The 24269-nt window shown below is 61.4% G+C and carries 17 protein-coding genes; 10 read left to right on the top strand and 7 right to left on the bottom strand.

Features of this window, described 5'->3' with window-relative positions:
* Positions 1–104: 104 nt before the first annotated feature.
* From MWN76_RS08685 to MWN76_RS08655, 7 genes are all read left to right on the top strand, one after another.
* On the top strand, positions 105–611 hold the full coding sequence (locus tag MWN76_RS08685) for an Lrp/AsnC ligand binding domain-containing protein (protein ID WP_250461005.1): 507 nt from the start codon (positions 105–107) through the stop codon (positions 609–611).
* Between the two features lie 112 nt (positions 612–723).
* The gene (locus MWN76_RS08680) at positions 724–1635 is read left to right on the top strand and encodes a DMT family transporter (RefSeq protein WP_250461004.1); all 912 of its coding nucleotides are present in this window, start codon (positions 724–726) and stop codon (positions 1633–1635) included.
* A 125-nt stretch (positions 1636–1760) separates the two neighbouring features.
* A complete protein-coding gene (locus tag MWN76_RS08675) occupies positions 1761–2918 on the top strand; it encodes an acyl-CoA dehydrogenase family protein (protein WP_250461003.1) in 1158 nt (385 codons plus the stop codon).
* Between the two features lie 440 nt (positions 2919–3358).
* Positions 3359–4105: a hypothetical protein gene (locus MWN76_RS08670; protein ID WP_250461002.1), complete on the top strand. Its 747-nt coding sequence runs from the start codon at positions 3359–3361 to the stop codon at positions 4103–4105.
* A gap of 159 nt (positions 4106–4264) precedes the next feature.
* Positions 4265–5509, top strand: a complete 1245-nt coding sequence (locus MWN76_RS08665) for an OmpP1/FadL family transporter (protein ID WP_250461001.1) — start codon at positions 4265–4267, stop codon at positions 5507–5509.
* 181 nt (positions 5510–5690) lie between these two features.
* A complete protein-coding gene (locus MWN76_RS08660; protein WP_250461000.1) occupies positions 5691–7685 on the top strand; it encodes an alkyl/aryl-sulfatase in 1995 nt (664 codons plus the stop codon).
* Positions 7646–8167 (top strand): OsmC family protein, encoded by a 522-nt coding sequence (locus tag MWN76_RS08655; RefSeq protein WP_250460999.1) that lies wholly within the window; start codon positions 7646–7648, stop codon positions 8165–8167. The genes MWN76_RS08660 and MWN76_RS08655 overlap by 40 nt, the downstream gene beginning before the upstream one ends.
* A 27-nt stretch (positions 8168–8194) precedes the next feature.
* On the opposite strand, the gene MWN76_RS08650 is transcribed toward MWN76_RS08655, so the two are convergent.
* The 4 genes from MWN76_RS08650 to MWN76_RS08635 form a co-directional block, all read right to left on the bottom strand.
* Positions 8195–9682: a phospholipase D family protein gene (locus tag MWN76_RS08650; RefSeq protein ID WP_250460998.1), complete on the bottom strand. Its 1488-nt coding sequence runs from the start codon at positions 9680–9682 to the stop codon at positions 8195–8197.
* Positions 9683–9884: 202 nt separating this feature from the next.
* The gene (locus tag MWN76_RS08645; RefSeq protein ID WP_250460997.1) at positions 9885–10916 is read right to left on the bottom strand and encodes an AraC family transcriptional regulator; all 1032 of its coding nucleotides are present in this window, start codon (positions 10914–10916) and stop codon (positions 9885–9887) included.
* Between the two features lie 154 nt (positions 10917–11070).
* Entirely contained in the window at positions 11071–12072 is a 1002-nt protein-coding gene (locus MWN76_RS08640) for an AraC family transcriptional regulator (RefSeq protein WP_250460996.1), read from the bottom strand.
* 87 nt (positions 12073–12159) lie between these two features.
* The gene (locus tag MWN76_RS08635) at positions 12160–14559 is read right to left on the bottom strand and encodes a tetratricopeptide repeat protein (protein ID WP_250460995.1); all 2400 of its coding nucleotides are present in this window, start codon (positions 14557–14559) and stop codon (positions 12160–12162) included.
* An 82-nt stretch (positions 14560–14641) separates the two neighbouring features.
* Between MWN76_RS08635 and MWN76_RS08630 the strand changes: the two genes are divergently transcribed.
* On the top strand, positions 14642–15640 hold the full coding sequence (locus MWN76_RS08630) for an HAD family hydrolase (protein ID WP_250460994.1): 999 nt from the start codon (positions 14642–14644) through the stop codon (positions 15638–15640).
* Between the two features lie 61 nt (positions 15641–15701).
* On the opposite strand, the gene MWN76_RS08625 is transcribed toward MWN76_RS08630, so the two are convergent.
* The gene (locus MWN76_RS08625) at positions 15702–17471 is read right to left on the bottom strand and encodes an arylsulfatase (RefSeq protein ID WP_250460993.1); all 1770 of its coding nucleotides are present in this window, start codon (positions 17469–17471) and stop codon (positions 15702–15704) included.
* Between the two features lie 120 nt (positions 17472–17591).
* Positions 17592–19592 (bottom strand): DUF3604 domain-containing protein, encoded by a 2001-nt coding sequence (locus MWN76_RS08620; protein ID WP_250460992.1) that lies wholly within the window; start codon positions 19590–19592, stop codon positions 17592–17594.
* 205 nt (positions 19593–19797) lie between these two features.
* Here MWN76_RS08620 and MWN76_RS08615 point away from each other — a divergent pair, with 205 nt between their 5' ends.
* On the top strand, positions 19798–20907 hold the full coding sequence (locus MWN76_RS08615) for a cation diffusion facilitator family transporter (protein WP_250460991.1): 1110 nt from the start codon (positions 19798–19800) through the stop codon (positions 20905–20907).
* A 38-nt stretch (positions 20908–20945) separates the two neighbouring features.
* On the opposite strand, the gene MWN76_RS08610 is transcribed toward MWN76_RS08615, so the two are convergent.
* Positions 20946–21998, bottom strand: a complete 1053-nt coding sequence (locus tag MWN76_RS08610; protein WP_250460990.1) for an AraC family transcriptional regulator — start codon at positions 21996–21998, stop codon at positions 20946–20948.
* 493 nt (positions 21999–22491) lie between these two features.
* Between MWN76_RS08610 and MWN76_RS08605 the strand changes: the two genes are divergently transcribed.
* Positions 22492–24171: an NAD-dependent malic enzyme gene (locus tag MWN76_RS08605; protein ID WP_250460989.1), complete on the top strand. Its 1680-nt coding sequence runs from the start codon at positions 22492–22494 to the stop codon at positions 24169–24171.
* Positions 24172–24269 lie beyond the last annotated feature (98 nt).

The following is a 24269-nucleotide window of genomic DNA, read 5'->3' as shown; positions in this document are numbered from 1 at the left end:
AAACCGGATTATGTGCGAAATCTCTCAGGATTAATCGCCATATTGCCGCCAGTTGTGGTTAAATATCGTGGTCATAAGCCGAATCACCAGTAGGGTATGTTGCCATGTCTCGACAGTTGGAAGATCTGGACCGAATCGACCGACAGATACTGCGCATCCTGCAGCGCGCCGGGCGCCTGCCGAATGTGGAACTGGCCCGCCGGGTCAACCTGAGCCCCACACCGTGCCTGGAGCGGGTCAAGCGCCTGGAGCGCGAGGGCTTTATCCGCGACTATGTGGCGCTGCTGGATCCGCTCAAGGTGCACGCCGGCCTGGTCGTCTATATCCAGGTCACGCTGACCGATACCGCTACCTCGGCGCTGGAGGCCTTCAACGAGCACGTCTCCAGCCTGGAGGAAGTGCAGGAGTGCCATATGGTTGCCGGCGGTTTCGACTACCTGATCAAGATCCGTATCAAGGATATGCTCGGCTACCGCCGATTCCTCGGCGAGAAACTGGCCTCCATCCCGGGAGTGCGCGAGACCCATACCTATGTGGTGATCCAGGAAGTGAAAACCGATACCGCCGTGGCGGTCCCGGATCCGGAGCCCAAGGCCAAAGGCAAGCGCTGAACAGGTTCAGGGGCTGAATGCGAGGTTTGGCCCCGCGGCCCACGCAGGGCGAGCTGTGTGTCCGCCCGACTCGCGGCGCCCCCGCCCCAATCGAACACAGAAGTACCCGCCGATGACTGACGCCCGCTCCGTCGACAACCGCCGCGCCTACCTGTTGGCCCTGGCCGCAGTGCTCTGCTGGTCTACCGTGGCCAGCGCCTTCAAGCTGTCCCTGCAATATCTGTCGCCGCTGCAACTGGTATCGATAGCGGCGCTGGTATCGACACTGGTCATGGCCATCGTCGTGACCCGGCAAGGGCGCTGGGTCGAGTTTCGCACTGCCTGGCGACGCGGCTGGTACCGGTACCTGGCGTTGGGGTTCTGCAATCCCTTCCTCTATTACCTGGTGCTGTTCAATGCCTACGACAGGTTGCCCGCGCAGGAAGTGTTGCCGCTGAACTACACCTGGGGTGTACTGCTGGCGCTGCTGTCGGTACCGGTATTGAAGCAGCAACTGCGCCTGCAGGACCTGGTGGCGGCCCTGGTCTGCTACTGTGGTGTACTGGTGATCGCCACCGGCGGCAACCCGCTGCACCTGCAGTTCGCCGATCCCCTGGGCGTGGCGCTGGCGCTGTTCAGCACCCTGGTCTGGTGCTGCTTCTGGCTGCTGAATACCCGTATCGGCGGCAGTGCGCCGGTCAACCTGCTGCTCAGCTTTCTCTGCGGCCTGCCCTGGCTGGCGGCGGCGCTGATGGTGCAGGGCGGCTGGCAGTGGCCACCGCTGGCCGGTTGGCTGGGCGCCATCTATGTGGGGCTGTTCGAGATGGGCATTGCCTTCCTGCTGTGGCAGGCGGCGCTGATGGCCTGCGACAACACCGCGCGCATCAGTAACCTGATTTATCTCTCGCCGCCGCTATCCTTGGTATTGATTGCGATTTTGGTGGGCGAAAAGATTCAAATGGCAACCATTGTCGGCCTGGTTTTGATTATGCTCGGGGTTTCGATCCAGCAGGGTATTTTGCGCCGCTGGATCTACCGGCGATAAACAGACCGCGACTCTGATCGCGGCTCTGCAGGAGCAAGTTGCGTAGCCCGGATGGAGGCTACGCGCAACCCTCCCCGACGAGAGGGGGACTGAAGGCTCCGAGATAAATATAAAGAAGGTATACGATGGATTTTTCTCTCACAGACGAACAACAGATGATCCGGGAGGCCGCGCGCCAGTTTGCCGACAGCGAACTGAAACCCGCCGCCGCCGAGCTGGACAAGACCGGCAACCGCGAACTGCTGCTGGGCAAGCTGAAGCAGTTGGCCGAACTCGGCTTTATGGGCATCAATATCGACCCCGACTTCGGCGGCACCGGCGCCGGCACCCTGGCGTTCAGCCTGGCAATCACCGAACTCGCCCGCGGTTGTGCCTCCACGGCCACCACCACATCGGTGACCAATATGGTTGCGGAAGTGATACAGGCAGTGGGCAGCGACGAGCACAAAAACAAGTACCTGCCAAAACTCTGCAGCGGTGAATATGCCGCCGGTTCCTTCTGCCTGACCGAGCCCGGTTCCGGTTCCGACGCCGCGGCGATGCGCACCCGTGCGCTGAAAGAGGGCGACGAGTATGTGCTGAACGGCAGCAAGCTGTTTATCAGCAGCGCCGAGTTTGCCGGTATCTTTGTAGTCTGGGCGGTGACCGATCCGGACGCGCCGAAGGGCAAGGGCATTTCCTGTTTCCTGGTGGAGGCCGGAACCCCGGGCCTGGTCATCGGCAGGGCCGAGGAAAAGATGGGGCAGAAGGCCTCGGTGACCAACGAGGTCGCCTTCGACAACTGCCGTATTCCCGCCGCCAACCTGCTGGGTGAAGAGAACAAGGGCTTCCGCATCGCCGCCGGCGAACTGGCCGGTGGGCGCATCGGTATCGGCTCGCTGGCACTGGGAATCGGCCTTGAGGCGCTGGACTGCGCGCGCGCCTATTTGCAGGAGCGCGAGCAGTTCGGCAAACCGCTGGCGCATTTCCAGGGCCTGCAGTGGCAGCTGGCCGACCGGTATACCGAAATGGAGGCCGCGCGCCTGCTGCTGATGCAGGCCGCCTGGCAGAAGGACAACGGCATGCCGTTTGGCCCGGCCGCCTCCATGGCCAAGCTGTTTGCCACGGAAAAGGCCAACGAAGCCTGTTATGTCGCCTTGCAGATGCACGGCGGCGTCGGTTACACCCGCGAATACCCTCTGGAAAGAATGGCGCGGGACGTGCGTATTACCACTATCTACGAAGGGACCAGTGAGATCCAGCGGCTGATTATCGCGCGACACCTGCTGGACGGGGTTCACTGATTCGGCTGTCGGCAGCGGGCTCCATTCCGCTGCCATCACCCCTGCTGCCGCTTCCTCGACGGCTCTCTCATCCTTGCCGTCTCCCCAAAGGCCCTCTCCAAGACCCCTCTCCAAGACCCCTCTCCAAAAAAATCGGCCACTATTAACGCGTCGATTCGGCAGATCCTGTCCCTGCACGGGAATAGCGCACAATTGATCTTTTACGGCCCCGTCGAGCACAACAACCGCCAAAGGCAGCAAATCTACCATTGATGCCCGAATCTCTTTCTATGCTTTACCAGATATCCTTCCGGGAGCGGCCCGGCAGGTCGTGAATTGCTGCCCGCTCCGGAAAATATTCTGCGATCAATCCGAAGGAAGTGTGGATGGTGAAAATCTCTGTACACAGATACTGGGCAAGACGATGCTGCATCGCCGTTTTTTGCCTGCTCGCGGGGATCGTGGCTCCCTTGGTGTCGGCCCAGGACGGAGGTGGTGCCGCCGCGCAGGCCAACAACCCCCTGGCCAACATGACGGCCTTCAACCTGCAGAACTACTATATCGGTGATCTCACGGAGATCGACAAGCACGCCAACCAGTTCTGGCTTCGCTATGCCAAACCATTCTCGATCAAGGACAGCAACTGGATCATGCGGGCATCGCTGCCACTGGTGACCTTTCCCACCGGTCCCAACCTGAGCCAGAACACCGGGTTGGGGGACCTGAACGTATTTGCCGCCTACCTGATCGACACCGGTAATCCGGCGGTCAGTTTCGGTATCGGCCCGCAAATCACGGCGCCCACTGCCACGGATACCGGGCTGGGCAGTGAGCAGTGGTCTGCGGGGTTTGCCAATGTGCTGTTCAATGCCAGCTCTCCGAAATTCCAGTACGGATACCTGCTGACGTGGCAACACCGGTTCGCCGGCAACAGCAATCGCACCGATGTCAATACAGGCGCATTGCAGCCGTTCGCGTTCTATCAAATGGGGAAGGGCTGGTACCTGCGCAGCGCGCCCATCTGGGTCTACAACTTCGAGAACGATGATTACAGCGTGCCGCTGGGAGTCGGTGTTGGCAAGGTGATCAAGACGAAGAAAACGGTCTACAACCTGTTTGTCGAGCCGCAGTGGTCCGTGGCGGATGAGGGCCCGGGCCAGCCCGAGTGGCAGGTATTCATGGGCTTCAATATGCAGTTTCCGCAGTAAAACGGAGCCCTTGTGGGAGCCTGCCTTGCAGGCGAAAAAGGTATCGATGCCAAAGCTATAGCAATCGCCCGCAAGGCAGGCTCCCACCGGGGCCAGTTACCAAAGGATCTGGAAATGTGTAAATCGGCAGCCTTTCAGTGTGGAACAGTTTTTGCGGCGTTGTCACTGGCGATAGGCGCGCCCGCGGCCAATGCCGGCGGCATCATGTTGTGGGAAATCGGCACGCCGACGCTGGGTACCGCCAGTGCCGGCTGGGCGGCCATGCCGGAGGATGCCGCTACCGCCTTTACCAACCCGGCCGGCACCGCCTGGCGCGAGGAGACCGAGATACGCGCCGCGGGCCAGATGATGTATGGCGATGTCGGTTTCAGTAACGGCGGCCTCAGTAATGTACCGGGCAACGACGGCGGCAACCCGATCGAATGGTTTCCGGGGGCCGGCGCCTTTGCGGCCGGGAAGCTGACCGAAGAGCTGGGCTGGGGCCTGGCCATGGCGGGGAATTTCGGCCTGGGGCTGGACTACCGGAATGAGTGGACGGGGCGGCGATTCGTGCAGGATGTAGACCTGCTGGGCATGAGCCTGGTCCCGTCGCTGAGCTGGAAGGTCAATCCCTGCCTTTCCATCGGCGCCGGCGTCAATGTGATGGGTTTCTATTTCAAGTATCGCTCCGCGCCCAGGGCCGGGCTGGTGCCCGGCAATGCGCGACTGAAATACCGGGATACGGATGTCGGTTACGGCGGCAACTTGGGGGTTATCTATCGGCCCGTACCGGCGACGACTTTCGGCCTGACCTACACCTCCAAGGTCGAGGCCAGGTTCAATGACCGGCTTGAGCTGGACAATTTCGGCCCCCTGTTCCAGCCGCTGACAGACCGCCTCGATGGGCGCCGCACACGGATTGACATGAATGTGCCGGCAACAGTCACAGCCAGCCTGCAGCAGAAGCTGACCGCGGCAACCACCTTGTACGCGAACCTGGCCTGGCAGGACTGGACGGAATACGCCGGCGTTTCCCTGGAAATCGACAACCCCAGCCAGACTTCGGTCAAGGTCGATCGCGGCTACAAGGATACCGGCCATTTCGCCCTGGGTGTGCGCCACCGGTTCTCCCGCGGTTACCTGCGGGACTGGTCGCTTTCCACCGGTTTCGCCTACGACAACTCCATGACCACGGATGCGACCGTAACGGCGGACACGCCCAGCGGCAAAGCCTGGCGCTTTGGCCTCGGTGCCGGAAAGGAATTGTGTCCCGGCGTGCACCTGGATCTGGGCTATACGCTGGTCTGGTCCGGCGATATCGACATCGACCAGCGCGGCCGGCCGCCATTCAGCCCGCGGTTGCAGGGCAGTTACGAGGACACCGCACTGCATTTCTTTGGCGGCTCGGTGCAGTTCGAGCTTTAGTGACTCAATTTTCGGAGTTCACAGTGATTGGCAGGGCGTAGCCCGGATGGAGGCGCGCAGCGCCGTAATCCGGGATTCTTGTCCGGGCCGCACCCTGTCGATTCGGACTCTCGGATTCCGAAACTCGGGTTAGTGGACTATCAGGTTGGTTTTCCAAGCGTTCCCAACTCAGGAGTTGGATATGAATTTAGTGAAAAATGGTTACAAGCACTTCTACGCCGTTTTTGTCACTTGCTTGTTGTTGCTCGCCGGGGCGGCTTCCGCGCAGGGGCCGAATCCGGCCACGGACACCACGAAAAGGGCCAATGCGGCCGTTGAGAAAGAATTGCCCTTCAACAACAAACAGGACTTCGAAGACGTCAAGCGCGGCTTTATTGCGCCGCTGCCGGATGGCGGTGTGATCAAGAACGACAAGGGGCAGCCGGTCTGGGACCTGGGTGCCTACGGTTTTGCCCAGGGCAAGGAGGCGCCGGATTCGGTCAACCCCAGCCTGTGGCGGCAGCTTCAGCTGTTGTCCGAAGGCGGGCTCTACGAAGTCACGCCGCGGATTTACCAGGTGCGCAGCGCCGATCTCTCCAATATCACCTTTATCGAGGGGGATAAGGGTGTCATCGTCATGGACCCGCTGATCTCCGCCGAAACCGCCAAGGCCTCCCTGGACCTGTATCGCAAGCACCGCGGTAACAAGCCGGTGGTCGCTGTGATCTATACCCACAGCCACGTGGACCACTACGGCGGTGTGCGCGGTGTCGTCGACGAGGAGGATGTAAAATCCGGGAAAGTGAAGATCATTGCCCCGGAAGGGTTTGTCGAGGAAGCCGTCAGCGAGAATGTCTTTGCCGGCAACACCATGTCGCGGCGAGCCAGCTACATGTACGGCAACCTGTTGCCCAAGGGGCCCAAAGGCACGCTGGGGACGGGCCTGGGGCTGGGTACCTCGCCCGGCACGGTCACGCTGATCGAGCCGACCGATACCATTACCGAGAATGGACAGAAGATCGAGGTCGACGGCCTGACCTTCGAGTTCATGCTGGCCCCCGGCTCGGAAGCGCCCGCGGAAATGCATTTCTATATCCCCGAACTGAAGGCGGTCACCGCCGCGGAAAACGCGACCCATACACTGCACAACCTGTATACACTGCGCGGCGCCAAGGTGCGCAATGCCAAGGCCTGGTCCGGCTACCTCAACGATACCATCCGGCGCTGGGGAGACGACGTCGAAGTGCTCTACGCGCCGCACCACTGGCCCACCTGGGGTAATGAAAACGTGGTCGAGCACCTGAAGAAACAGCGCGACCTGTACAAGTACCTGAACGACCAGACACTGCGCTATGCCAACCACGGCTACAACATGGTCGAGACCGCGGAGATGATGGAGTTGCCGCCGGAGCTGGCGGATTACTGGGCCAACCGCGGCTACTACGGCAGTGTCAATCACGATACCCGCGCGGTGTGGAACTACTATCTCGGCTTCTTCGACGGCAACCCGGCGCGGCTTTACCCGCTGCCGCCAGCGGAGGCCGGGAAAAAATATGTCGAGTACATGGGCGGTGCCGATAACCTGCTGAAGCAGGCCAAGAAAGACTACGATGCCGGCAACTACCGCTGGGTCGCCCAGGTGCTGGACAACCTGGTGTCCGCGCAGCCGGACAACAAGGCCGCGCGCAACCTGCTGGCCGATGCGCTGGAGCAGCTCGGGTACCAGCAGGAAAACGGTCCATGGCGCAACTTCTTCCTCAGCGGCGCCAAGGAACTGCGCGAAGGGGTCAAGAAATTGCCGGTGCCGGTTACTGCCAGTCCCGACACCATTCGCAGCATGCCGACAGAAATGTTTTTCGATTTCCTCGGTATCCGCCTGAACGGTCCCAAGGCGGCCGGCAAGAATATCGTGGTCAATGTGTCACTGCCGGATGTGAAGGAAAACTATTCCCTGGTGGTGGAGAACGGCGTGCTCAATTACGGCCCCCCGGTGGACAATCCCCCGGCCAGTGTAACCATCAACCGCAGCGACCTGAACGATGTCATCATGGGCACGGCCAGCATGAAGGACAAGATCAAGGACGGCTCGGCCAAGGTCAGCGGTGATAAAACACAGTTCGATACACTGCTGTCGCTGCTGGACAGCTTCGAGTTCTGGTGGAATATGGTTACCCCCAATCCGCCGGTGAAAAACTGACAGACGATGAACAGGCGGAATCCATGAGCGGACCCACACCGACAGTCGTTACCGTCGAAGAGAGCGGCGACGGGAAGTTTACCCAGTCGTTACAATCGGGGCCGCACCAGCTGGTCGCCGATGAGCCGGAAGATGCCGGTGGCGATAACCTGGGGCCCGGCCCCTACGAATATATTCTTATGGGGCTGGGTGCCTGCACCAGTATGACCGTCCGCATGTATGCCGACCGCAGGGAAATTCCCCTGGAACGGATCCGGGTGATCCTGTCCCACCAGAAGGTCCACGCGAAGGATTGCGAGGACTGTGAGACGAAAGAGGGCAAGATCGACGAGATTGTGCGCGAAATTACCCTGGAGGGCGATCTGACCGGTGAGCAGCGGGAAAAGCTGCTGGATATCGCCAACCGCTGCCCGGTGCATCGCACTCTCACTTCTGAAATCAAGGTCCGGACACGGCTGTCCTCCGCCGGCGGAGCTTCCTGAGGTGGAAACACCGGTCGCGTATCACGCTCAAATCTGCGACTCGATTGGCATTCGCGACAGCAGCCGTGCCAGCAGCCGGTGCCAGAGACGCGTCTCCGGATCCGTGGTATCGACGGTCGCACCGCCGTTTTCGTCGTCGGCGTGCCAATTGATATGGTCCCGGCTGTCGAGCCCCAGCCGCCAGGCCGCATCCGGTGCGACCCAGGACTGGAACAGCTCGTGCAGCTGTCGGTTGATGGTGGGGTTTTCGATCAGCAGGCCGATCTCGGTATTGTAAATGATCGAGCGGCTGTCCAGATTGATGGAGCCGACAAATCCCCGGTTGTAGTCCAGTACGAATGTCTTGGCGTGCAGGCTGGCCCGGGATTCGCCCTTGAACCAGTGCATGCGCTGTTTCTGCTCTGCCATCGGGCGTAATTCCCACAGGCGTACACCCGCTTGCAGCAGCGGCTTCCGGTAGCGGGAGTAGGCGCCGTGCACCGCCGCCACATCGTTGGTGGCCAGTCCGTTGGTCAGGATGTCCACCTGCACCCCCTGCGCCTGCAGGCGGCCGAACAGGCGGACACCGTGATTGCCCGGGATCAGGTAGGGATTGCTGATCTGCAGTCGCTGCCGGCACTCGCCGATCATCTTTTCCAGGCGATAGCCGGGATATTTCCGCACTGGCACACGCTCGTGGTCCGTGGCCTTCTCGGGCGGATCGGCGAGCAGGGTGGCGCGGCCCCATTCGAAAGGAATATGGCCGCCGCCCAGCTTTTCGGCGAGCCGGGACTTTTTCAATGCATCACTGAACTCCGACTGACGTTCGCCCTGCAGGTATTTCTCCACCAGTTCGCGCAGCCGCTCAAGGGAGTGATCCTCATCGGGCTCGGTGAGCAATTCGCTGACCGGCACCGCAACCGGGCTCTGCCAGTATTTTCCAAAGGTGTCTGCGGCATCGCTTACCACCGCGCCGATGGCCATGACGTCCACATCGAGAAATTCCACCTCGGACTTGGAAAAATAGCCGTCGGCAATATTGCGCCCGCCGGTCAGGATGGCCAGGCCGTCGGCCACCAATAACTTGTTGTGCATGCGATGATTGATGCGGCCGAAGTTCAGGGCCTGTTCGATGCCGCGGCGAATGCCGCTGCGGCCCTCCACCGGATTGAACACGCGGATTTCCATATTGGGGTGGTTGTTCAGCGTGAGGACCCAGGGATTGACCACGCGGGTGCCGAGATCGTCCACCAGCAGGCGTACGCGGACACCGCGATCCGCGGCCCGCAACAGCAGGCCGGTGATGATGCGTCCGGAGGTGTCGTCGTTGTAGATATAGTATTTCAGGTCCAGGGATACGGCGGCTTCCTCGATCAGCACCGCCCGCGCGACAAATGCCGACAGCCCCTCCTGCAACAGGTAGAAACCGGACTGGTCCGCAGGGTGGCCCTGTGCTTCCCGGTCGATTCCCCACGCCAGGCGCGAGTTGCTGGCCGGGGGAATTGGGTTGTTCGGGGAGGGGACTGTCGTGGACATGGGAATTCAATGACCGGCTTCGGCGAAGAGACTGTAGACCCTGGTTTTGAAAAGCTTCATCTGCTGCATTGCTGGGTTGCCCAATGGGCCGATGGTAATCGTGCCATCGCTGGGCCCGCTTCCCGGGTTGAGGACCGCGCCGCACGCGTTATGGAAATCTGCAGACAGTTTAGCAGCCTGTTGGACTTGGGCGCTCGCCGGTTCAGCCGGCTTGTCGCGGAATGGCAGTCGCACTGGCAAGTTGCCGGCGCCGCAGCAGGGGGGTTGTGCCGAACCAGCGGCGGCAGGCGCGATTGAAGGAACTCTGGTCGCTGTAGCCCACCAGGCCGGCGACCTGGGAGATGGGCATCTCCGCTACCGCCAGGTATTCATCGGCACACTGTCGTCGCACCTTGTCGATCAGTTGCTCGAAAGCCAATGAATCGTTCGACAGGCGGCGCTGCAGGCTGCGCGGGTGCAGATGCAACTTCTCCGCTATCAGTTTCAGGGTGCAATGCTGCGTGGGCAGCAGGTAGTTGACCAGGCTTTCGATCTGGGCCCTCAATCCCCCGGTGTCGTTGCGGACCACCTCCCGGACGAATTCATCAATGATATCGTGGAGATGGCCGGCATCGATATCGATTTTTCGTTGCAGCTGGTGGTTGGGGAATGTCAGCCCATTGCAGCCGCTTTCGATGCGCACCGGGGCGCCGAAGAACTGGTGGTAGTGATCGGGTGAAAGTGGTGTCGCACACTCGAGCCATACGCCTTCCAGTTGGAAGCTGTCCGCGCAAAGCATTTCCAGGATATCCCGTGTCACTGCCAGGGTCAGTTCAATTATCTGGCGTCGATGGGGCAGTTTTACCGTCCAGTCGAATGTGATCCGGGCAGTGTCCGGAGTCACCTCCGGATCCAGGCGCATTACCAGACCGGATGAGAAGAAATGCAGGTAGTCGAGGATTTTCCTGAGTGCCTCCCCTACGGTTGGTTGCTCGATGGCTGCTACTGCCAGTGGCCCGAGTACCGACATATCCTGGTATTCAGACATCTGCAGTCCGAAGTCCTGGCAGTCGAGCCTGCGTGCGGTCTCCTCCAGCAACCGGATTTCAGCACGCAATAGTATGACACCCTCGTGTCGTATGGCCTTCTCCACATCGATACCATATTTGAGCAGCAGCGGATCCGGGTCACCATGCAGGCGGGCGACCAGGTCACGGTATCCGATCAGGGTTGTGGTTCTGACAAAAGCGGTCATGATTTTTTTATCATAGACAGAGTCTCTGGCTGTCCACGGGATCGAGGCGGGGAGAGTTGCAACAGCGAAAAATCGGCGGGTAATACCGCTTTTTTATTAGTGTTAGCCTTCGTTGTTGCAAAAAATTTTGCTGGATTTTCCCGGTTGGGAGAGGCTATGACGCGTGTAGCAATTGTTTGCGACGGCCGGCAGGATTGGTGTCGAACCAGCGACGGCAGGCACGGTTGAAAGCGCTCTGGTCCCGGTATCCCAGCAGGCTGGCGATCTGCGCCATTCGCATTTTGCTTTCGGCCAGGTATTTGTTTGCGTGGTGTCGCCGGATGCGGTCCAGCATCTGTTCAAATGATTCCGATTCCCCGGCGAGCTGGCGCTGCAGTGTGCGCGGTTGCAGGCCGAGCCGGGAGGCGACATTCTTCAGGTCACAGCAGTGGGTGGGCAGAAGCTGCACGATCAGGCTCTCCACCTGTGCGGGTATCGTCAGCGGCTCGTTTTCCAGCGCATCCTGAACGAATTCTTCCAGCATGTCATGAATTTTCGGGTCGCATTTGTCGATTGGCGCATCGAGAATCTGCGTTGGCAGGATCAGCGCATAGTACCTGGAGTGTCGGCAGATGGGGGCGCTGAAGTGCTCCTGGTAACAGGTGTCGCTGAGTGGCGGGTTTCCCTTGAACAGGACCTTCTCCGGGCGGAAACTTTTCCGGTACAGCATTCTCACCGCATTGAGTGCCACACCGAGCGTCAGGTCCATATTCTGTTGCATCTGGATATTCTGCTCGAATGACATTCGCGAGAGACCCGGTTCCACCTCCCGCTCTACCGTCACGCGGACTCCGGGCGCGAAATAGTGCATGTATTTCGCTATCTGGTCGAGGGCTTCCCCCACCGTTGGTGAGTTGAGTGCGATGACTGCCAGTGGTCCCAAGATCATCAGGTCCTGCCGGCTGGAAAGCTTCAGGCCGAAATCCGGGCAGTCGAGGGCTTTGGCGGTGGCCTCCAGCAGGTAGACCATGGCGCTGTGAGATATGACTCCCTCGAGTTTTCGCACCTTTTCCGGGTCGAGCAGCTGCTGGCGCAGGAAAAACCCGGGATCGCCACCGAGCTCTTTGACCAGATCGATATAGCCCATCAGGGAGGTGGTGCGGATCAGTTTACTCATGACCTTTTAATGGTAGGTCATGCCCGGGAAAGGCGACGTGCTGAACGCGGGGGCGAGATTGTGGCGTTGCAGGGTAACCAGCGCCTGTCAGCCACCGGGAGGGCGGGCACGCACCTGTTGGCGGCCCTGCAGCAGTTGCCGATAGCGACGGCTCTCCCCGGTATTGCCGGCTTCGCGATGGATGGAAATCAGTGCCTGTAGTATGCGGGTATTCCCGGGGAAGCGTTGCAGGGCTCCGCTCAGCACCTCCAGCGCCGCTTCCGTTTTGCCGGCGGAATTGAGGGCAATGGCATACACATAGATATAGCGGCTGCTGTCGCCGGCACCCTCGGCAGCCCTGCGCAGGTGTTCCAGTGCCTCCGTTTTGCGCTGTTGCCGCACCAGTGAGAGCCCCAGCGCGTGCTCTATCGTACTTTTGTCCCCGGCGCGCCCGAGCGCGTCGCGCAGCAGGGATTCGGCCTCCCGTTCCCGCCCGCTGTTGCGGTAGAGCTCGGCAAGGTTGATGTAGGCGGGCGTAAAGTAAGGGGCCAGCTGCAGCGCCCGGCGGTAAAACACCCCGGCCTGGTGCGGGTTGCCGCGCTGCAGGTGTTGGCGCGCGATATTGAGCAGCGATTCGGGGCGGTCGGCATTGAATTGTTCCGATTGCAGGTAATCGTCCAGAGCTTGGGCATAGCGCTGCCTTACCTGCTGCGGGTAGTCCTCGACCGGCAACCCTGCCATGGCCCCGGCCGCCAGCGATGCCGTCACGCGGGATTGGTCGTATAGCAGTGGAATGGCCAGGGCGGGCCTTACCTGTTGCGGTACGGATTCCAGGGCGCCGGCGAGTCCCAGGTTCATCAGCGACGCATCGCCCCGGGAGACCGCCTGCAATATCTGCAGGCTCTCGGCGGACGGGTAGCGGGCCAGCAGGGACACGGCCGTGGCGCGCGCGATTTCCGGTTGTGACCGGTCGGCGACCAGTCGGGCCAGCAGCGCCGGTGCGCCGGGTGCCGCGGTGCGACCCGCGTGGATCGCCTCGCCATAGTGGCCGGCGGGTGGCGCGCCAAAGTGATCTTTCAGTACCGAGGCGGCCCAGGCGTTCCCCCGATCGGTGTGACAGCCGGTGCAGGCATCGGGGGTGCCCAGTTTGGCCGACAGGTCCGGGCGCGGGATGCGGAAGCTGTGGTCGCGCCGCGCGTCCACCTGCATATAGTTTTTGGCCGGCATATGGCAATTGACGCACTCGGCACCTGTGCTGCCCGGAGGGTGGAAATGGTGCCCGGCGGTGTCGAACCGCGCCGGCAGGTGGCACTGGGCGCAGAGCGCATTGCCCTCGGCGTGCAGTTGCATGCTGTGTGGCTGGTGGCAGTCACTGCAGGTGACGCCGGCGGCGTGCATGCGGCTCTGCAGGAAGGAACCGTAGACATAGACCTCGCCATCAATCTGGCCGTCGGCGTGGTAGAGCTCCTCACTCAGCAGGGCGGGGTGGAAGCTGTCGAGGAAGTCCCCGTGTGCGCCGCTGTCGGGGAAGCGGGTGGCGCGCCGCGAGTGGCACCGGGCGCAGGTATTGATTTCCACAGCCCGGTCGCCCGCCGGTTCGCGGTGGGCGATACCGGTGTCGGTATCCATGATCCACGATGCCCGTTTGCGCTTGCTGAAATCGACGGTCAGTCCCCGGTCGTTTCCGCGCCCTCCCTGTCGGGCCCATTCGGCGTGACGTGACCCCGGGCCGTGGCAGGCCTCGCAACCGACGTTGATTTCCGACCATCGGGTATCGAAGGTGTTGTCGGCCAGGTCGTAGTTTTTCTGCAGGTTGGTGGAGTGGCAGTCGGCGCACATGAAGTTCCAGTTGTAGTTGAGACCGGTCCAGTGCAGCGCGTCCCCGGCCCTGACGGGCTCCTCGGGATTCAGGTGAAACCAGCGCTGGCCGCCCTCCGAGGCGGGGCGCGAGTCCCAGGCGATACTGAGGGCCTGCAGCCTGCCGCCGGGAAATTCCACCAGGTATTGCTGGAGCGGCTGCACACCGAAGGTATAGGCAATGGGGTAGTCGTGCATCTGGCCGTCGGGGCCATCGGTATGTACAAAATAGCGACCATCCCTGGTATGGAAACGCGACTCGATACCGAAGTGCTCGAACCGGCTGTTATTGAAATCACCGAGTACGGTTTCGCCATTCGCTTCCTGCATCGCCAGGTCGTGGTGGGAGCCGCGCCAGCTCTCGAACTCGGCCCTGTGACACCCGGCACACTGGTGCGACCCGGTATAGGTGGCCCGCTGGCGGCCGCTTGCGGTGGAATGCCGGGTTATAGCCGCGGCGGTTTCACGGGCAGGGGGAGCACTGCTCCTGTCACATCCGGACAGCAACACCAGGGCGGTTAACAACAGGCGTGCGGCGATAGGCATGGTGTCCCGGAGATCCGTTTCCTTATTCTCGAATGGTTTTTTGTCGACCGATGAATCCAGCCTTTCAGTATAGTCGTGTTTTTTCTTCTGACCGGGTGGTTCCATTGACGTTTTCCGTGTCAATGGCGGTCGGTGGTCTATTGTTTTAATCGAGGCGCGAAATTTAACCGGGTACCGGAGAGTGCTTATGGCTGGAGAGAAGTTGCGGTGTGGCCTGGTTGCAATGATCTTTGTGGCCTGCTGCCTGGCTGTACCCCCGGCCATGGCGGCGGACCCGCTGCCGTCGTGGCGGGATGGTGACAGCAGGCAGGCGATTATCGAATTCGTCGAAAAGGTGACGGAAGAAGGGGCACCCGATTATGTGCCACCGGACAAGCGCATCGCTACCTTCGACAACGACGGCACCCTGTGGTCGGAGCAGCCGGCCTATTTCCAGTTGTTCTACCTGGTGGATCGGGTTAAGGCCCTGGCGCCCCAGCACCCGGAATGGAAGAACGAGGAGCCCTTTGCATCGGTGTTGAAAGGCGACCTGAATGGCGCAGCGGCCAGTGGCAAGCCGGGGCTGATGAAGTTGCTGGCGGCCACTCATTCGGGCATGACATCGGAGGAGTTCGCCGCTTCGGTGCAGGAATGGCTGACCAGCGCGCGGCATCCAGAGACCGGCAGGCCTTTTACGGAAATGGTCTACCAGCCGATGCTGGAATTGTTGCAATACCTGCGTGAAAACGGCTTCAAGACGTTTATCGTCTCCGGTGGCGGTGTGGATTTCATGCGGGTGTTTGCCGAGAAAACCTACGGAATCCCCCCGGAGCAGGTGGTTGGCAGCAGCCTCAAGGCCAGGTATGAAATGCGTGATGGGAAACCTGCAATCGTGAAGGAACCCGAGATAAACCTGGTGGATGACAAAGAGGGTAAACCGGTGGGCATCTACCAGTATATTGGCAGGCGCCCGGTATTCGCCGCGGGCAACTCGGATGGCGATTTCCAGATGCTCGAGTGGACCACCAGCGCCGACGGCGCGCGTTTCGGGATGCTGGTGCACCACACGGACGGTGAGCGGGAGTGGGCCTATGACCGCAAGTCCACCTTCGGCAGGCTCGACAAAGCCCTGGATGCGGCGCAGAAGAAGGGCTGGGTGGTCGTGGATATGAAGGATGACTGGAGCGTAATCTATCCGGAGCGATGATATCTGAATCACCCTTTGGAGAAAGCCCGGGCTTTGGGTGCCCGGGCTCTGTGTTGTCGGTCTAATTGCCGGTCGGCATGGGGATATTGAAGCCCTCTTTCTTCAGAGACTCCCGGATATATTTGAAGCGTTGATATTCGGTCAGGGTAATCGGGCCATTGTAACCCTCACCCTGCATCTTGCGCGGAGGATATTTGACGTAGGTCTTCATCAACTCGGAGATGGCCTCGTTGAATACCACCAATGTCCAGGTATGTTCGGTGTAGTTGTTCATGAAAACATCGTAGCGTTCCTGCGGATCCTGCCAGAGATCGAAAATCTGTGGCACCATGGCCGCGTATTTTTCCGGCCCCTTCCAGCCCAGGTTGGTGTCCACGGCCAGCCCGCCTGTCTGGGCACCGTCGTCGCCGCGCAGGTTGAACACCGCCTTGTAGTTGCCCACCCGCGCAGCGCCCGGGGTCAATTCGTTTTCGGTGAAATAGAACCAGGAATTTCGCTCGCTCTTGCCGGAGCCGAACAGTACCGGTGACATATCGTAACTATCGAAATAAATCGGTTCCCCGGCGCGATCATTCTCGGGGAGCTCCACTCCGGCGAGTGTGGCAAAGGTGGCCATCAGGTCCAGGCCGCCGAGGATATCGTGGTTGCGCACGTTGCCCTCGATCTTCCCGGGCCAGACGGCAATGGCCGGTACCCGGTTGCCGCCTTCGCGTACCGTTCCCTTGGTGCCGCGCAGCGGCGTATAGCCGGCGTCCGGGTAGACATCCTGCCAGGCGCCGTTGTCGGTGGTGTAAAAGACCAGCGTGTTTTTGTCCAGGCCCAACTCGCGCAGCTTGTTCATCACACTGCCGATATGGGTGTCCAGCTCCACCAGGGAGTCGGCGTACTTGGTCTTGGACAAGGATTTGTGCTTGAAGTCCGGCGCCGGCAGGTTTGGCTGGTGGACCTTCATGAAATTGATATTGATAAAAAATGGCGTGTCGGGATTCTTGGCGGCTTCCTCGAGGAACTTGAGGCCGGAGCGTTCGATATAGCTGTCCAGGTAGGGCAGGCCCACAACCCCTTTTTCGGGCGTGTTGACATACTGGCCATTGACCTTCCAGTCCTCTTTGGCTTCTTCGCCGGCGTTGCCGGAGAGCGAGCCCTTGGTCACCCTCGCGAACATCTCCCGCAGTTTTGGATCCATATCCGGGAACCATTCCGGGTCGCCGTAGGTGTAGGCATTGGCGTGATACAGGAAGGCGTGCTCCATGACGTCGTAACCCTGGGCGTTGGGCAGCGCGTAGTCGGATTCACCCAGGTGCCACTTGCCGGTGAAGTAGGTTTTGTAACCCGCTTTCTTGAGAACAGATCCCAGGGTCCACTCCGCCTTGGGCAGGCCGCCGCCCTGGCCCTGGAATGCCACGGTTGTCATGCCACTGCGATTGGGAATGCGTCCTGTCTGGATGGCCGCGCGCCCGGGGGTGCAGCTCGGCTGTGCGTAGAAGGAGAAAAATGTCATGCCGTCGGCGGCCATGCGGTCGATGTTGGGCGTCGGCATACCGCGCCCGACACCGCCGCCGTAGGGGCCCAGGTCACCGTAGCCGGTGTCGTCGGAGACGATTAGCAGGATGTTGGGCCTGGAGCCGGCAATATCTTCCGGAACCCTGCCTGTCTGCGGTGGCGTCTCGGGTGAGCCGGGCTGGGAAACTGCCTCGGTGGTTTGCTGCGATTGTTCCACCGGCGGTGTTTCGCTACCTGTCGGGTTGTCCTGCTTCCTGGCGGCGGCGTCATCACTGGCGCCACAGGCTGTCAGGAAAGTGCAAAAAACTAGTGCGGATAGAAATCGCATGGTTTACATCCTTGGATTTGATATCTCTTGTCGCGGCACCACCTGCAGTGTTGAAAGTGAGAATGCCCGGCATGGCGACGCAATCGTTTGAGCATAGTTCAACATCGGCGAGTGATACTGCTATTGCGGCGTATACCAGATCGGGCTGGAAAAGGCGCGTTCCTGCAGTGTCATCGGCACCTTCCTGTCCATATCGACACCGAGTCGCACCTTGTCGTACAGCGTCCAACGGGGGGTGGGGATCTCCAGCACGCGCACGTAGTAGACGGCCTTATGCAGGGGGTTGAATTCCTCGTCCTTGAAATAGCCGATCAGTTGCGGCGCGCCGATGTCATTGGAGTACTCGGCGGTTTTCCGGTCGACGGTACTGCCCACATGCTGGATCCTGCCCATGCCATCCATTTTGCGATTGCCGGACCACTCGACGTTGTAGACTTTTTCGTGGGTTTCGCCATTGCCATCCACCCAGCCTTTGATGATCTGTATGCGGTCCAGGTTCGCGCCGTCCGGATCCTTCATGGCTGCGACCAGGAAGGTGGCGCGCTGGCCGCTTTTCCCGCCGCTGAATGCGCCCCCCATCGGCACGCCCTTGCGATAGCCGGCGGCGGCCAGGTCTTCCTGGGTATCTTCTTCTGTAAAACCGAAACCGCCGAAGAAGCGCAGCGTTATCCGCGGGCCTGTGGTGGCGAAGGTTTCCTTGCGCATCATCGCGTCCCAGATGGCCTCGCGGGTATTTTCCCTGGCCCAGACACCGGTGATCGCGGCGGCGGACTGTTCCCAGCCCAGGTATTCGCCGCCGGGTCCGGTCAGCAGTGGGAACTTCCAGCGCTCCCGGTTGTTCGGCTCCAGGGTCTTGAATTTGCCGAAGAAATTGTCTTCCTCGGTGGTGGAGAGACCGGTATGGGTGTCACTGCCGCCGTTGGCGCCGTACTGGAAGGGGTTGGTGCCCAGCTCCTCCTGCAGCCGCATGCCGTTTTTCAGCGCCTCGCGCCAGTACTCGTACTGCAGGGCGCCCTTGGGCTTCGGCTCGAGAATCAGGTTGCCCCTGTCCCAGAGATCCCAGTTGGCGAAATTGTCCTCCGGGGACAGGGTCGGGTGGGCCTCGCTCTGACCCTTGATCTGGGTCACCTCGAACAGCGGCTCGTACTTTGCCCGCATCCGCGCGTATTCGCCGGTCATCGGCGAATCGTCGAAGCGCTGTTCCTCGAACATGCGGCCGTTGGACAGGTTGCCGTTGTGGGGGATGGCCAGCACACGGCCGCCGGTTTTTTCCTCGTAGGCCTGCATCCAGGCCCAGAGTTTCTCCGGATCCTGGGTCTGGAAGGTGGTCAGCGGAAGCAGGTCGCGGGTCTTGTCGGCGCCATCGCGGAAAATGACATTGCGGTGCAGGTTGTCGCCGCCGTCGGCATTGACGGTCCACTCGAAGGCGATGAAGGTGCTGAACTCGCCGGGCTTGTAGTATTTCTCTGCCGCGTCCACGGTTTTCTGCCAGGCGGATTTCATCCACTTGGGGTCCATGACCAGTTTGGGCAATTTGCCCTGCGACTGCATCACGATCAGTTCGCTCTTGGCATCGGCCGCGGCTTTTTCGTCACCGGAGGCGAGGGCATCGTGCCAGCGTTTGAGGGTTTCGTCCGCCATCATCTCCGGGTTGCCGGCCACCAGCTCATTGATGACGCCCATGCCGTCGGAGTGATCGGTAATCATGAACCAGTCGTAGGGGCGGTGCAGCCGGGCCTTGAGCCCCGTGTTGGACTCGACCACCTCGCCCATGGCCAGCCGGTAGGCATCTTCCGGTGTCTTGACGGCGCCATCCATGCCCGCGTCTGCGGACCAGCCGGTATGTACATGCGTGTCGCCGAAGTAGGCATTGGTGGGGTAGTCCGCAGAGCCGCGCCTGGCGGGGCGGGCGCGGCGGCTGGCCGTGCTCTCCGTGGCGGAGTAGGGATTGGGTCCGCTGGTGGCGGGTTCCGGATCGGGATCGGCGCTGCCGAATTCCTCGCCGATTATCTGCCCGCCCTCACTGTCGCTCTTCTCTGTCGTGTCTTTTGCCGCTTCGCCGCCGTCGCCGCAGGCGCCCAGCAACAGGATGAGCAGGAGGGGTAGGTAGGGAGCGCGCATCGCAATCTGTCTCTCGGTTTTACACAAGGCCGTCGTGTATCAATTAATAGCAGGATCGCGGGGAATCGATGCCTGGCGGGGATCAGGACTGCGCCAACTCGAGAGCGGCGGCGGGCGACTGTGGGATATACGTGAAATAGCGCGCAGATTCGCGCTATGCTGCTTCGACCGGAAACAGTTCAACGGAAATAATGTTGGGGGCGCCATGGCACAGGGATCCAGGAAAGCGGTTGTCTCCGCCATTCTTGTCAATGCGATCATTACGGTTCTCAAGGGGCTGGCGGCACTGGCGACACACTCGGCGGCGATGACCAACGAGGCTGTGCACAGCCTGATGGATACGCTCAACCAGGTGTTCCTGCTGATCGGCCTGCGCCGCGGCGGCCAGCCGGCGGACCAGACCTACGCCTTCGGGCACGGCCAGAAAAAGTACCTGTGGAACCTCTGGAGTGCGATCGGGCTCTTCTCCATCGGTTGCGGCCTGGGCCTGGCCCACGCCTGGCATGCCTGGCACCGGCTGCATATCGTCGACAGGCCGGAGTCGGTTTCCATCCTTGGATTGGAAATCGCGCCCATCTGGATTTCCGCGGTAGTGCTGTTTATCGCGCTGGTGCTCGAGGGCTACGTATTGATGGTGGCGGGAAAGGAATTTATCTCGCGTATGCGCGCGGCGGGTGTCCGCAATCCGTTTCGCTACCTGCGCGAGTCGGACGACCCCACGTTGCTGGCGGTATTGCTGGAGGACACTATTGCCGTGACCGGGGTGTTGCTGGCGGCTACCGGTATTGCGATGACTCAGGTGACTGGCAATAAATTGTGGGATATCGGTTTTTCCGCCGTCATTGCGGCGATGCTGGGTGTGGCGGCAATTTTCCTCGGCATGATCAATATGCGGTTCCTGACCAGCATCCGCGACCAGCGCGCGGAAAACGCTTTCGAGGAGATCTGCCGGTCCCACCCGGAGATAGAGCGCTTCCACGACGTGCGCTCGATCATCGTCGACGAAACCCACACGGTGGTGGTGGCGGAGGTGGAGTTGCGCGAAGAGCGGCTGGTTGGCGATATGCGCGCACGTATCGACGCCCACGAGCGCGCGCTGTTGGCGCGGGTGCCGGAGGAACGCATGAACGAGCGGGTGCGCGAGTACGCCGAAACCCGGGCGGTGATCCAGGCCACACTGGAACGCACCGAGCGTGTGATCGACGAATTGGAAGCGGAGCTCAAGGCGCGCTGTCCGCAGGTGTTTCACCTGACGGTGGAAGTGGAGGGGATTGCGGCGGAGTCGCAGCTGGACCGGGCGCAGGATCTGTCCTGAAAAGCTGGAAGCCTGAACAGGAATGTGGTCGGGCTGGTTCAGACCGCGTCTGCTGAATCCCGTATCTGGCCGATAGTCAGCCCGGACCAGTTTTTCACCGCGCGCCGCAGGCTGGAGGCACAGGAAAAGCCGGCGATTTCGGCCACCTGTTCCACCGGCAACTGCGAGTGGCACAGGTGGTGGCTGGCAATCTCCATGCGCACCCGGTGCAGCAGGTCGCGAAAGGATTCCTCCTCCCGCGCCAGCCGCCGGCTGAGGCTGCGCGGGGTCAGCTGCAGCTGCGCCGCCACCGCCTTCAGGTCCAGGTCGGGCCGGAAGTGGGCGCGGATATGCCAGCGGACCCGGTCGGCGAAAGTCACCGCGGCGGGCACGCGGGCCAGCTCCCGCTCGCAGAGTCTCAGGATGCTGTCAAAGGTACGCCGGCGCAGCGGGCGGAATGGTTGGAATACATAATCGGCGTGGGCGGAGATACTGTTGCTATCGCACCCGAAAGTGAGGCTGTCGCAGGGCAGCGCGTCGTAGTAGCTGTACTCGGCGGGGGACGGCGCGGCGATGCGCACGCGGACCGACGGATCGGCAACCGATTTGTTGCCGCACAGGTCCCAGATGCGCAGTGTGATTGCGAGCCTGAACTCGCGGATGAAATCGCGCAGCACCGGCTCTTCATCGCTGCCGGTGGTGTAGTCGATCGGCTCCACCACACGATTGTCCGCGTCGAGATAACTGTTGGGTTCCGCGGCGTGTGTGGCAAAGTAGGGCTGTGCCGTCACCATATAGCGGCGGAAAGCTTCTCCGGCGTGCCGCAGGCTGGGGCTGCAATAGACTGTGAACCCCACCGGCCCCCAGAAGGACCAGTCGAACTGCATACCCACGGCGAGGCCCAGGTCGGGCTGCGGGCAGAGGTGGATACCGTTGTGAAAGAGTCGCTGCAGCTGGCGATAGCTGATGCAGGCCCGCTGCATTCCGAACATGGCGGGGGATATGCCGGTGCCGTCGAGGAGGTCCTGCTGCCGGGCGCCGAGATTGCAGAAGGCCTCGATAAAGCCGAGCGGGTGCCGGTGCAGTGGCACCAGTGCACTGTCCAGGTTCATCGCATTCTCCCAATTGTTTTTTGTTATCGACGGGAGGCCCGAAGGCCCGGGTCTGGGAACTGCACTCGATTCCAAGGTTACCACCCGGTGCCGCGCTTTGCTGGTAACCCGGCGGGGTGTGGCACCGGAAACACGGGCAGGGGACCGGCCATAAGGGCGGGGATTCTGGACAGCCGTGGCGGTCGGCCTGCCCGCGCATTCCCGGGGCGGAGAGGAGATCTCCGGCCGCTGCTGACTGCACAACTATTGAGCATTGCGGCGGGAATACTGCAATAAGGGCCCGTGAACCGGCCTGCTGGCGGTGCGATCGATCCCGGGGCCCCGGATTCCCGCGGGCGGGAGAGGGCGGTGAATGGAGGGCACAGCCCGGCCGCAACGATGCCCGGGCTCTTGTTATCGCGATGCCCAGCCGCTAGGCTTCCGGCCTCCGCCGGTAACCGTGCTGTGACCGCTGCCGGCGCCCCCTCTCCTGCGGTTTGGATAATGCGGAACCATGACTGACAAACAGAAACGCCCCCTCTATATTCCTCACGCCGGCCCGTCGCTGCTGGAAATGCCGCTGCTCAACAAGGGCAGTGCCTTCACGCTGAAGGAACGCATCGAATTCAACCTGGTCGGCCTGCTGCCGAACAATGTCGAGACCATCCGGGAGCAGGTGCGGCGCGCCTATCACCAGTACCAGCAGTGTCGCTCGGACCTGGAGCGGCATATTTACCTGCGCGCCATCCAGGACGACAACGAAACCCTGTTCTTCCGCCTGATCGAACAGCATATCGAGGAGATGCTGCCGATCATCTATACCCCCACGGTCGGCGATGCCTGTGAGGAGTTTTCCAATATCTACCGCAACCACCGTGGGCTGTTCGTGTCCTATCCGGACCGCGAGCATATGGACGATATCCTGCGCAGTGCCACCAAGGAAAACGTCAAGGTGATCGTGGTCACCGACGGCGAACGCATTCTCGGCCTCGGCGACCAGGGCATCGGCGGTATGGGCATTCCCATCGGCAAGCTGTCGCTCTACACTGCCTGCGGTGGTATCAGCCCCGCCTATACGCTGCCGGTGACACTGGATGTGGGCACCAACAACCGCACCCTGCTGAACGATCCGATGTACATGGGCTGGCGCCACGAACGGATCTCCCAGGAAGAGTACGACGAGTTCGTGGCCGGGTTTATCGCCGCCGTGAAGCGCCGCTGGCCCAAGGTCCTGGTGCAGTTCGAGGACTTCGCCCAGACCAATGCCATGCCGCTGCTGGAGCGCTACCGCGACGAGCTCTGCTGCTTCAACGACGACATCCAGGGCACGGCCTCCGTTGCGCTGGGCACAATCCTGGCGGCCTGCAAGGCGCGCGGGGAAGAACTGCGCAAGCAGAAGGTGCTGGTCGTGGGAGCAGGGTCCGCCGGTTGCGGTATCGCCGAGCAGGTGGTCAAGGCGATGGTGGGCGAGGGCCTCAGTGAGAAGAAGGCGCGCGAACAGATTTTCATGTTCGACCGCTATGGCCTAGTGACTTCGGATATGAAGGGACTGCACGACTTCCAGGCGCGCCTGGCGCAGGATCCGGAGAAGTTCGACGGCGTCAGCGACTGGGACCTGCTGCAACTGATCCAAAAAGTGAAACCCGGCATCATGATCGGCGTATCGGGGCAGGGCGGTCTCTTTACCCAGGAGGTGATCGAGGCCCTGCACAAAGGTTGCCCGCGTCCGCTGGTGATGCCGCTGTCCAACCCCACTTCCCGCGCCGAGGCCACGCCACAGGAAATCCTCGGCTGGACCAACGGCGAGGCGCTTGTAGCCACAGGCAGCCCCTTTGCGCCGGTGGAGCTGGATGGCAAGAACTACCCGATTGCCCAGTGCAACAACGTGTATATCTTCCCGGGTGTGGGCCTGGGCGTGGTGGCCGCCGGGGCCAACCGCGTGACCGACAATATGCTGATGGCCGCTTCCGAGTCGCTGGCCGAGAATGCGCCGGCGGTAAAAAATGGCAAGGGGGCGCTATTGCCGCCGCTGTCGGAAATCCGCGAGCTGAGCAAGAGCATTGCCCTGGCGGTGGGCAGGCAGGCCCAGCAGGATGGCGTGGCGCCGGTCGTGGACGAGGAAAAGCTCGAGCGGTCGATCGATCGCAATTTCTGGACCCCGAATTACCGCCGCTATCGCCGGCGGGCTTTCTGATCCCGTTCCCCCCCGCCGCGGGGGGAACGTAGGTTGGACAGGCGGTCCGCCCTGTCGGGGCGGACCGCCGTTGCAAAGGAGTTTGTGCGCTACCGGGT

Source organism: Microbulbifer litoralis, assembly GCF_023634065.1.
GTDB classification, from domain to species: Bacteria; Pseudomonadota; Gammaproteobacteria; order Pseudomonadales; family Cellvibrionaceae; genus Microbulbifer; species Microbulbifer litoralis.
Note: the sequence above shows the minus strand (reverse complement) of the source record. Positions and strands in the feature narration are given on the sequence as shown.

Excerpts from the sequence above, each read along its gene's own strand:
- MWN76_RS08685 (WP_250461005.1), top strand. The coding sequence starts at position 105 with ATGTCTCGACAGTTGGAAGATCTGGACCGAATCGACCGACAGATACTG.
- MWN76_RS08680 (WP_250461004.1), top strand. The coding sequence starts at position 724 with ATGACTGACGCCCGCTCCGTCGACAACCGCCGCGCCTACCTGTTGGCC.
- MWN76_RS08675 (WP_250461003.1), top strand. The coding sequence starts at position 1,761 with ATGGATTTTTCTCTCACAGACGAACAACAGATGATCCGGGAGGCCGCG.
- MWN76_RS08660 (WP_250461000.1), top strand. The coding sequence starts at position 5,691 with ATGAATTTAGTGAAAAATGGTTACAAGCACTTCTACGCCGTTTTTGTC.
- MWN76_RS08650 (WP_250460998.1), bottom strand. The coding sequence starts at position 9,682 with ATGTCCACGACAGTCCCCTCCCCGAACAACCCAATTCCCCCGGCCAGC.
- MWN76_RS08645 (WP_250460997.1), bottom strand. The coding sequence starts at position 10,916 with ATGACCGCTTTTGTCAGAACCACAACCCTGATCGGATACCGTGACCTG.
- MWN76_RS08640 (WP_250460996.1), bottom strand. The coding sequence starts at position 12,072 with ATGAGTAAACTGATCCGCACCACCTCCCTGATGGGCTATATCGATCTG.
- MWN76_RS08635 (WP_250460995.1), bottom strand. The coding sequence starts at position 14,559 with ATGGAACCACCCGGTCAGAAGAAAAAACACGACTATACTGAAAGGCTG.
- MWN76_RS08630 (WP_250460994.1), top strand. The coding sequence starts at position 14,642 with ATGGCTGGAGAGAAGTTGCGGTGTGGCCTGGTTGCAATGATCTTTGTG.
- MWN76_RS08625 (WP_250460993.1), bottom strand. The coding sequence starts at position 17,471 with ATGCGATTTCTATCCGCACTAGTTTTTTGCACTTTCCTGACAGCCTGT.
- MWN76_RS08620 (WP_250460992.1), bottom strand. The coding sequence starts at position 19,592 with ATGCGCGCTCCCTACCTACCCCTCCTGCTCATCCTGTTGCTGGGCGCC.
- MWN76_RS08615 (WP_250460991.1), top strand. The coding sequence starts at position 19,798 with ATGGCACAGGGATCCAGGAAAGCGGTTGTCTCCGCCATTCTTGTCAAT.
- MWN76_RS08610 (WP_250460990.1), bottom strand. The coding sequence starts at position 21,998 with ATGAACCTGGACAGTGCACTGGTGCCACTGCACCGGCACCCGCTCGGC.
- MWN76_RS08605 (WP_250460989.1), top strand. The coding sequence starts at position 22,492 with ATGACTGACAAACAGAAACGCCCCCTCTATATTCCTCACGCCGGCCCG.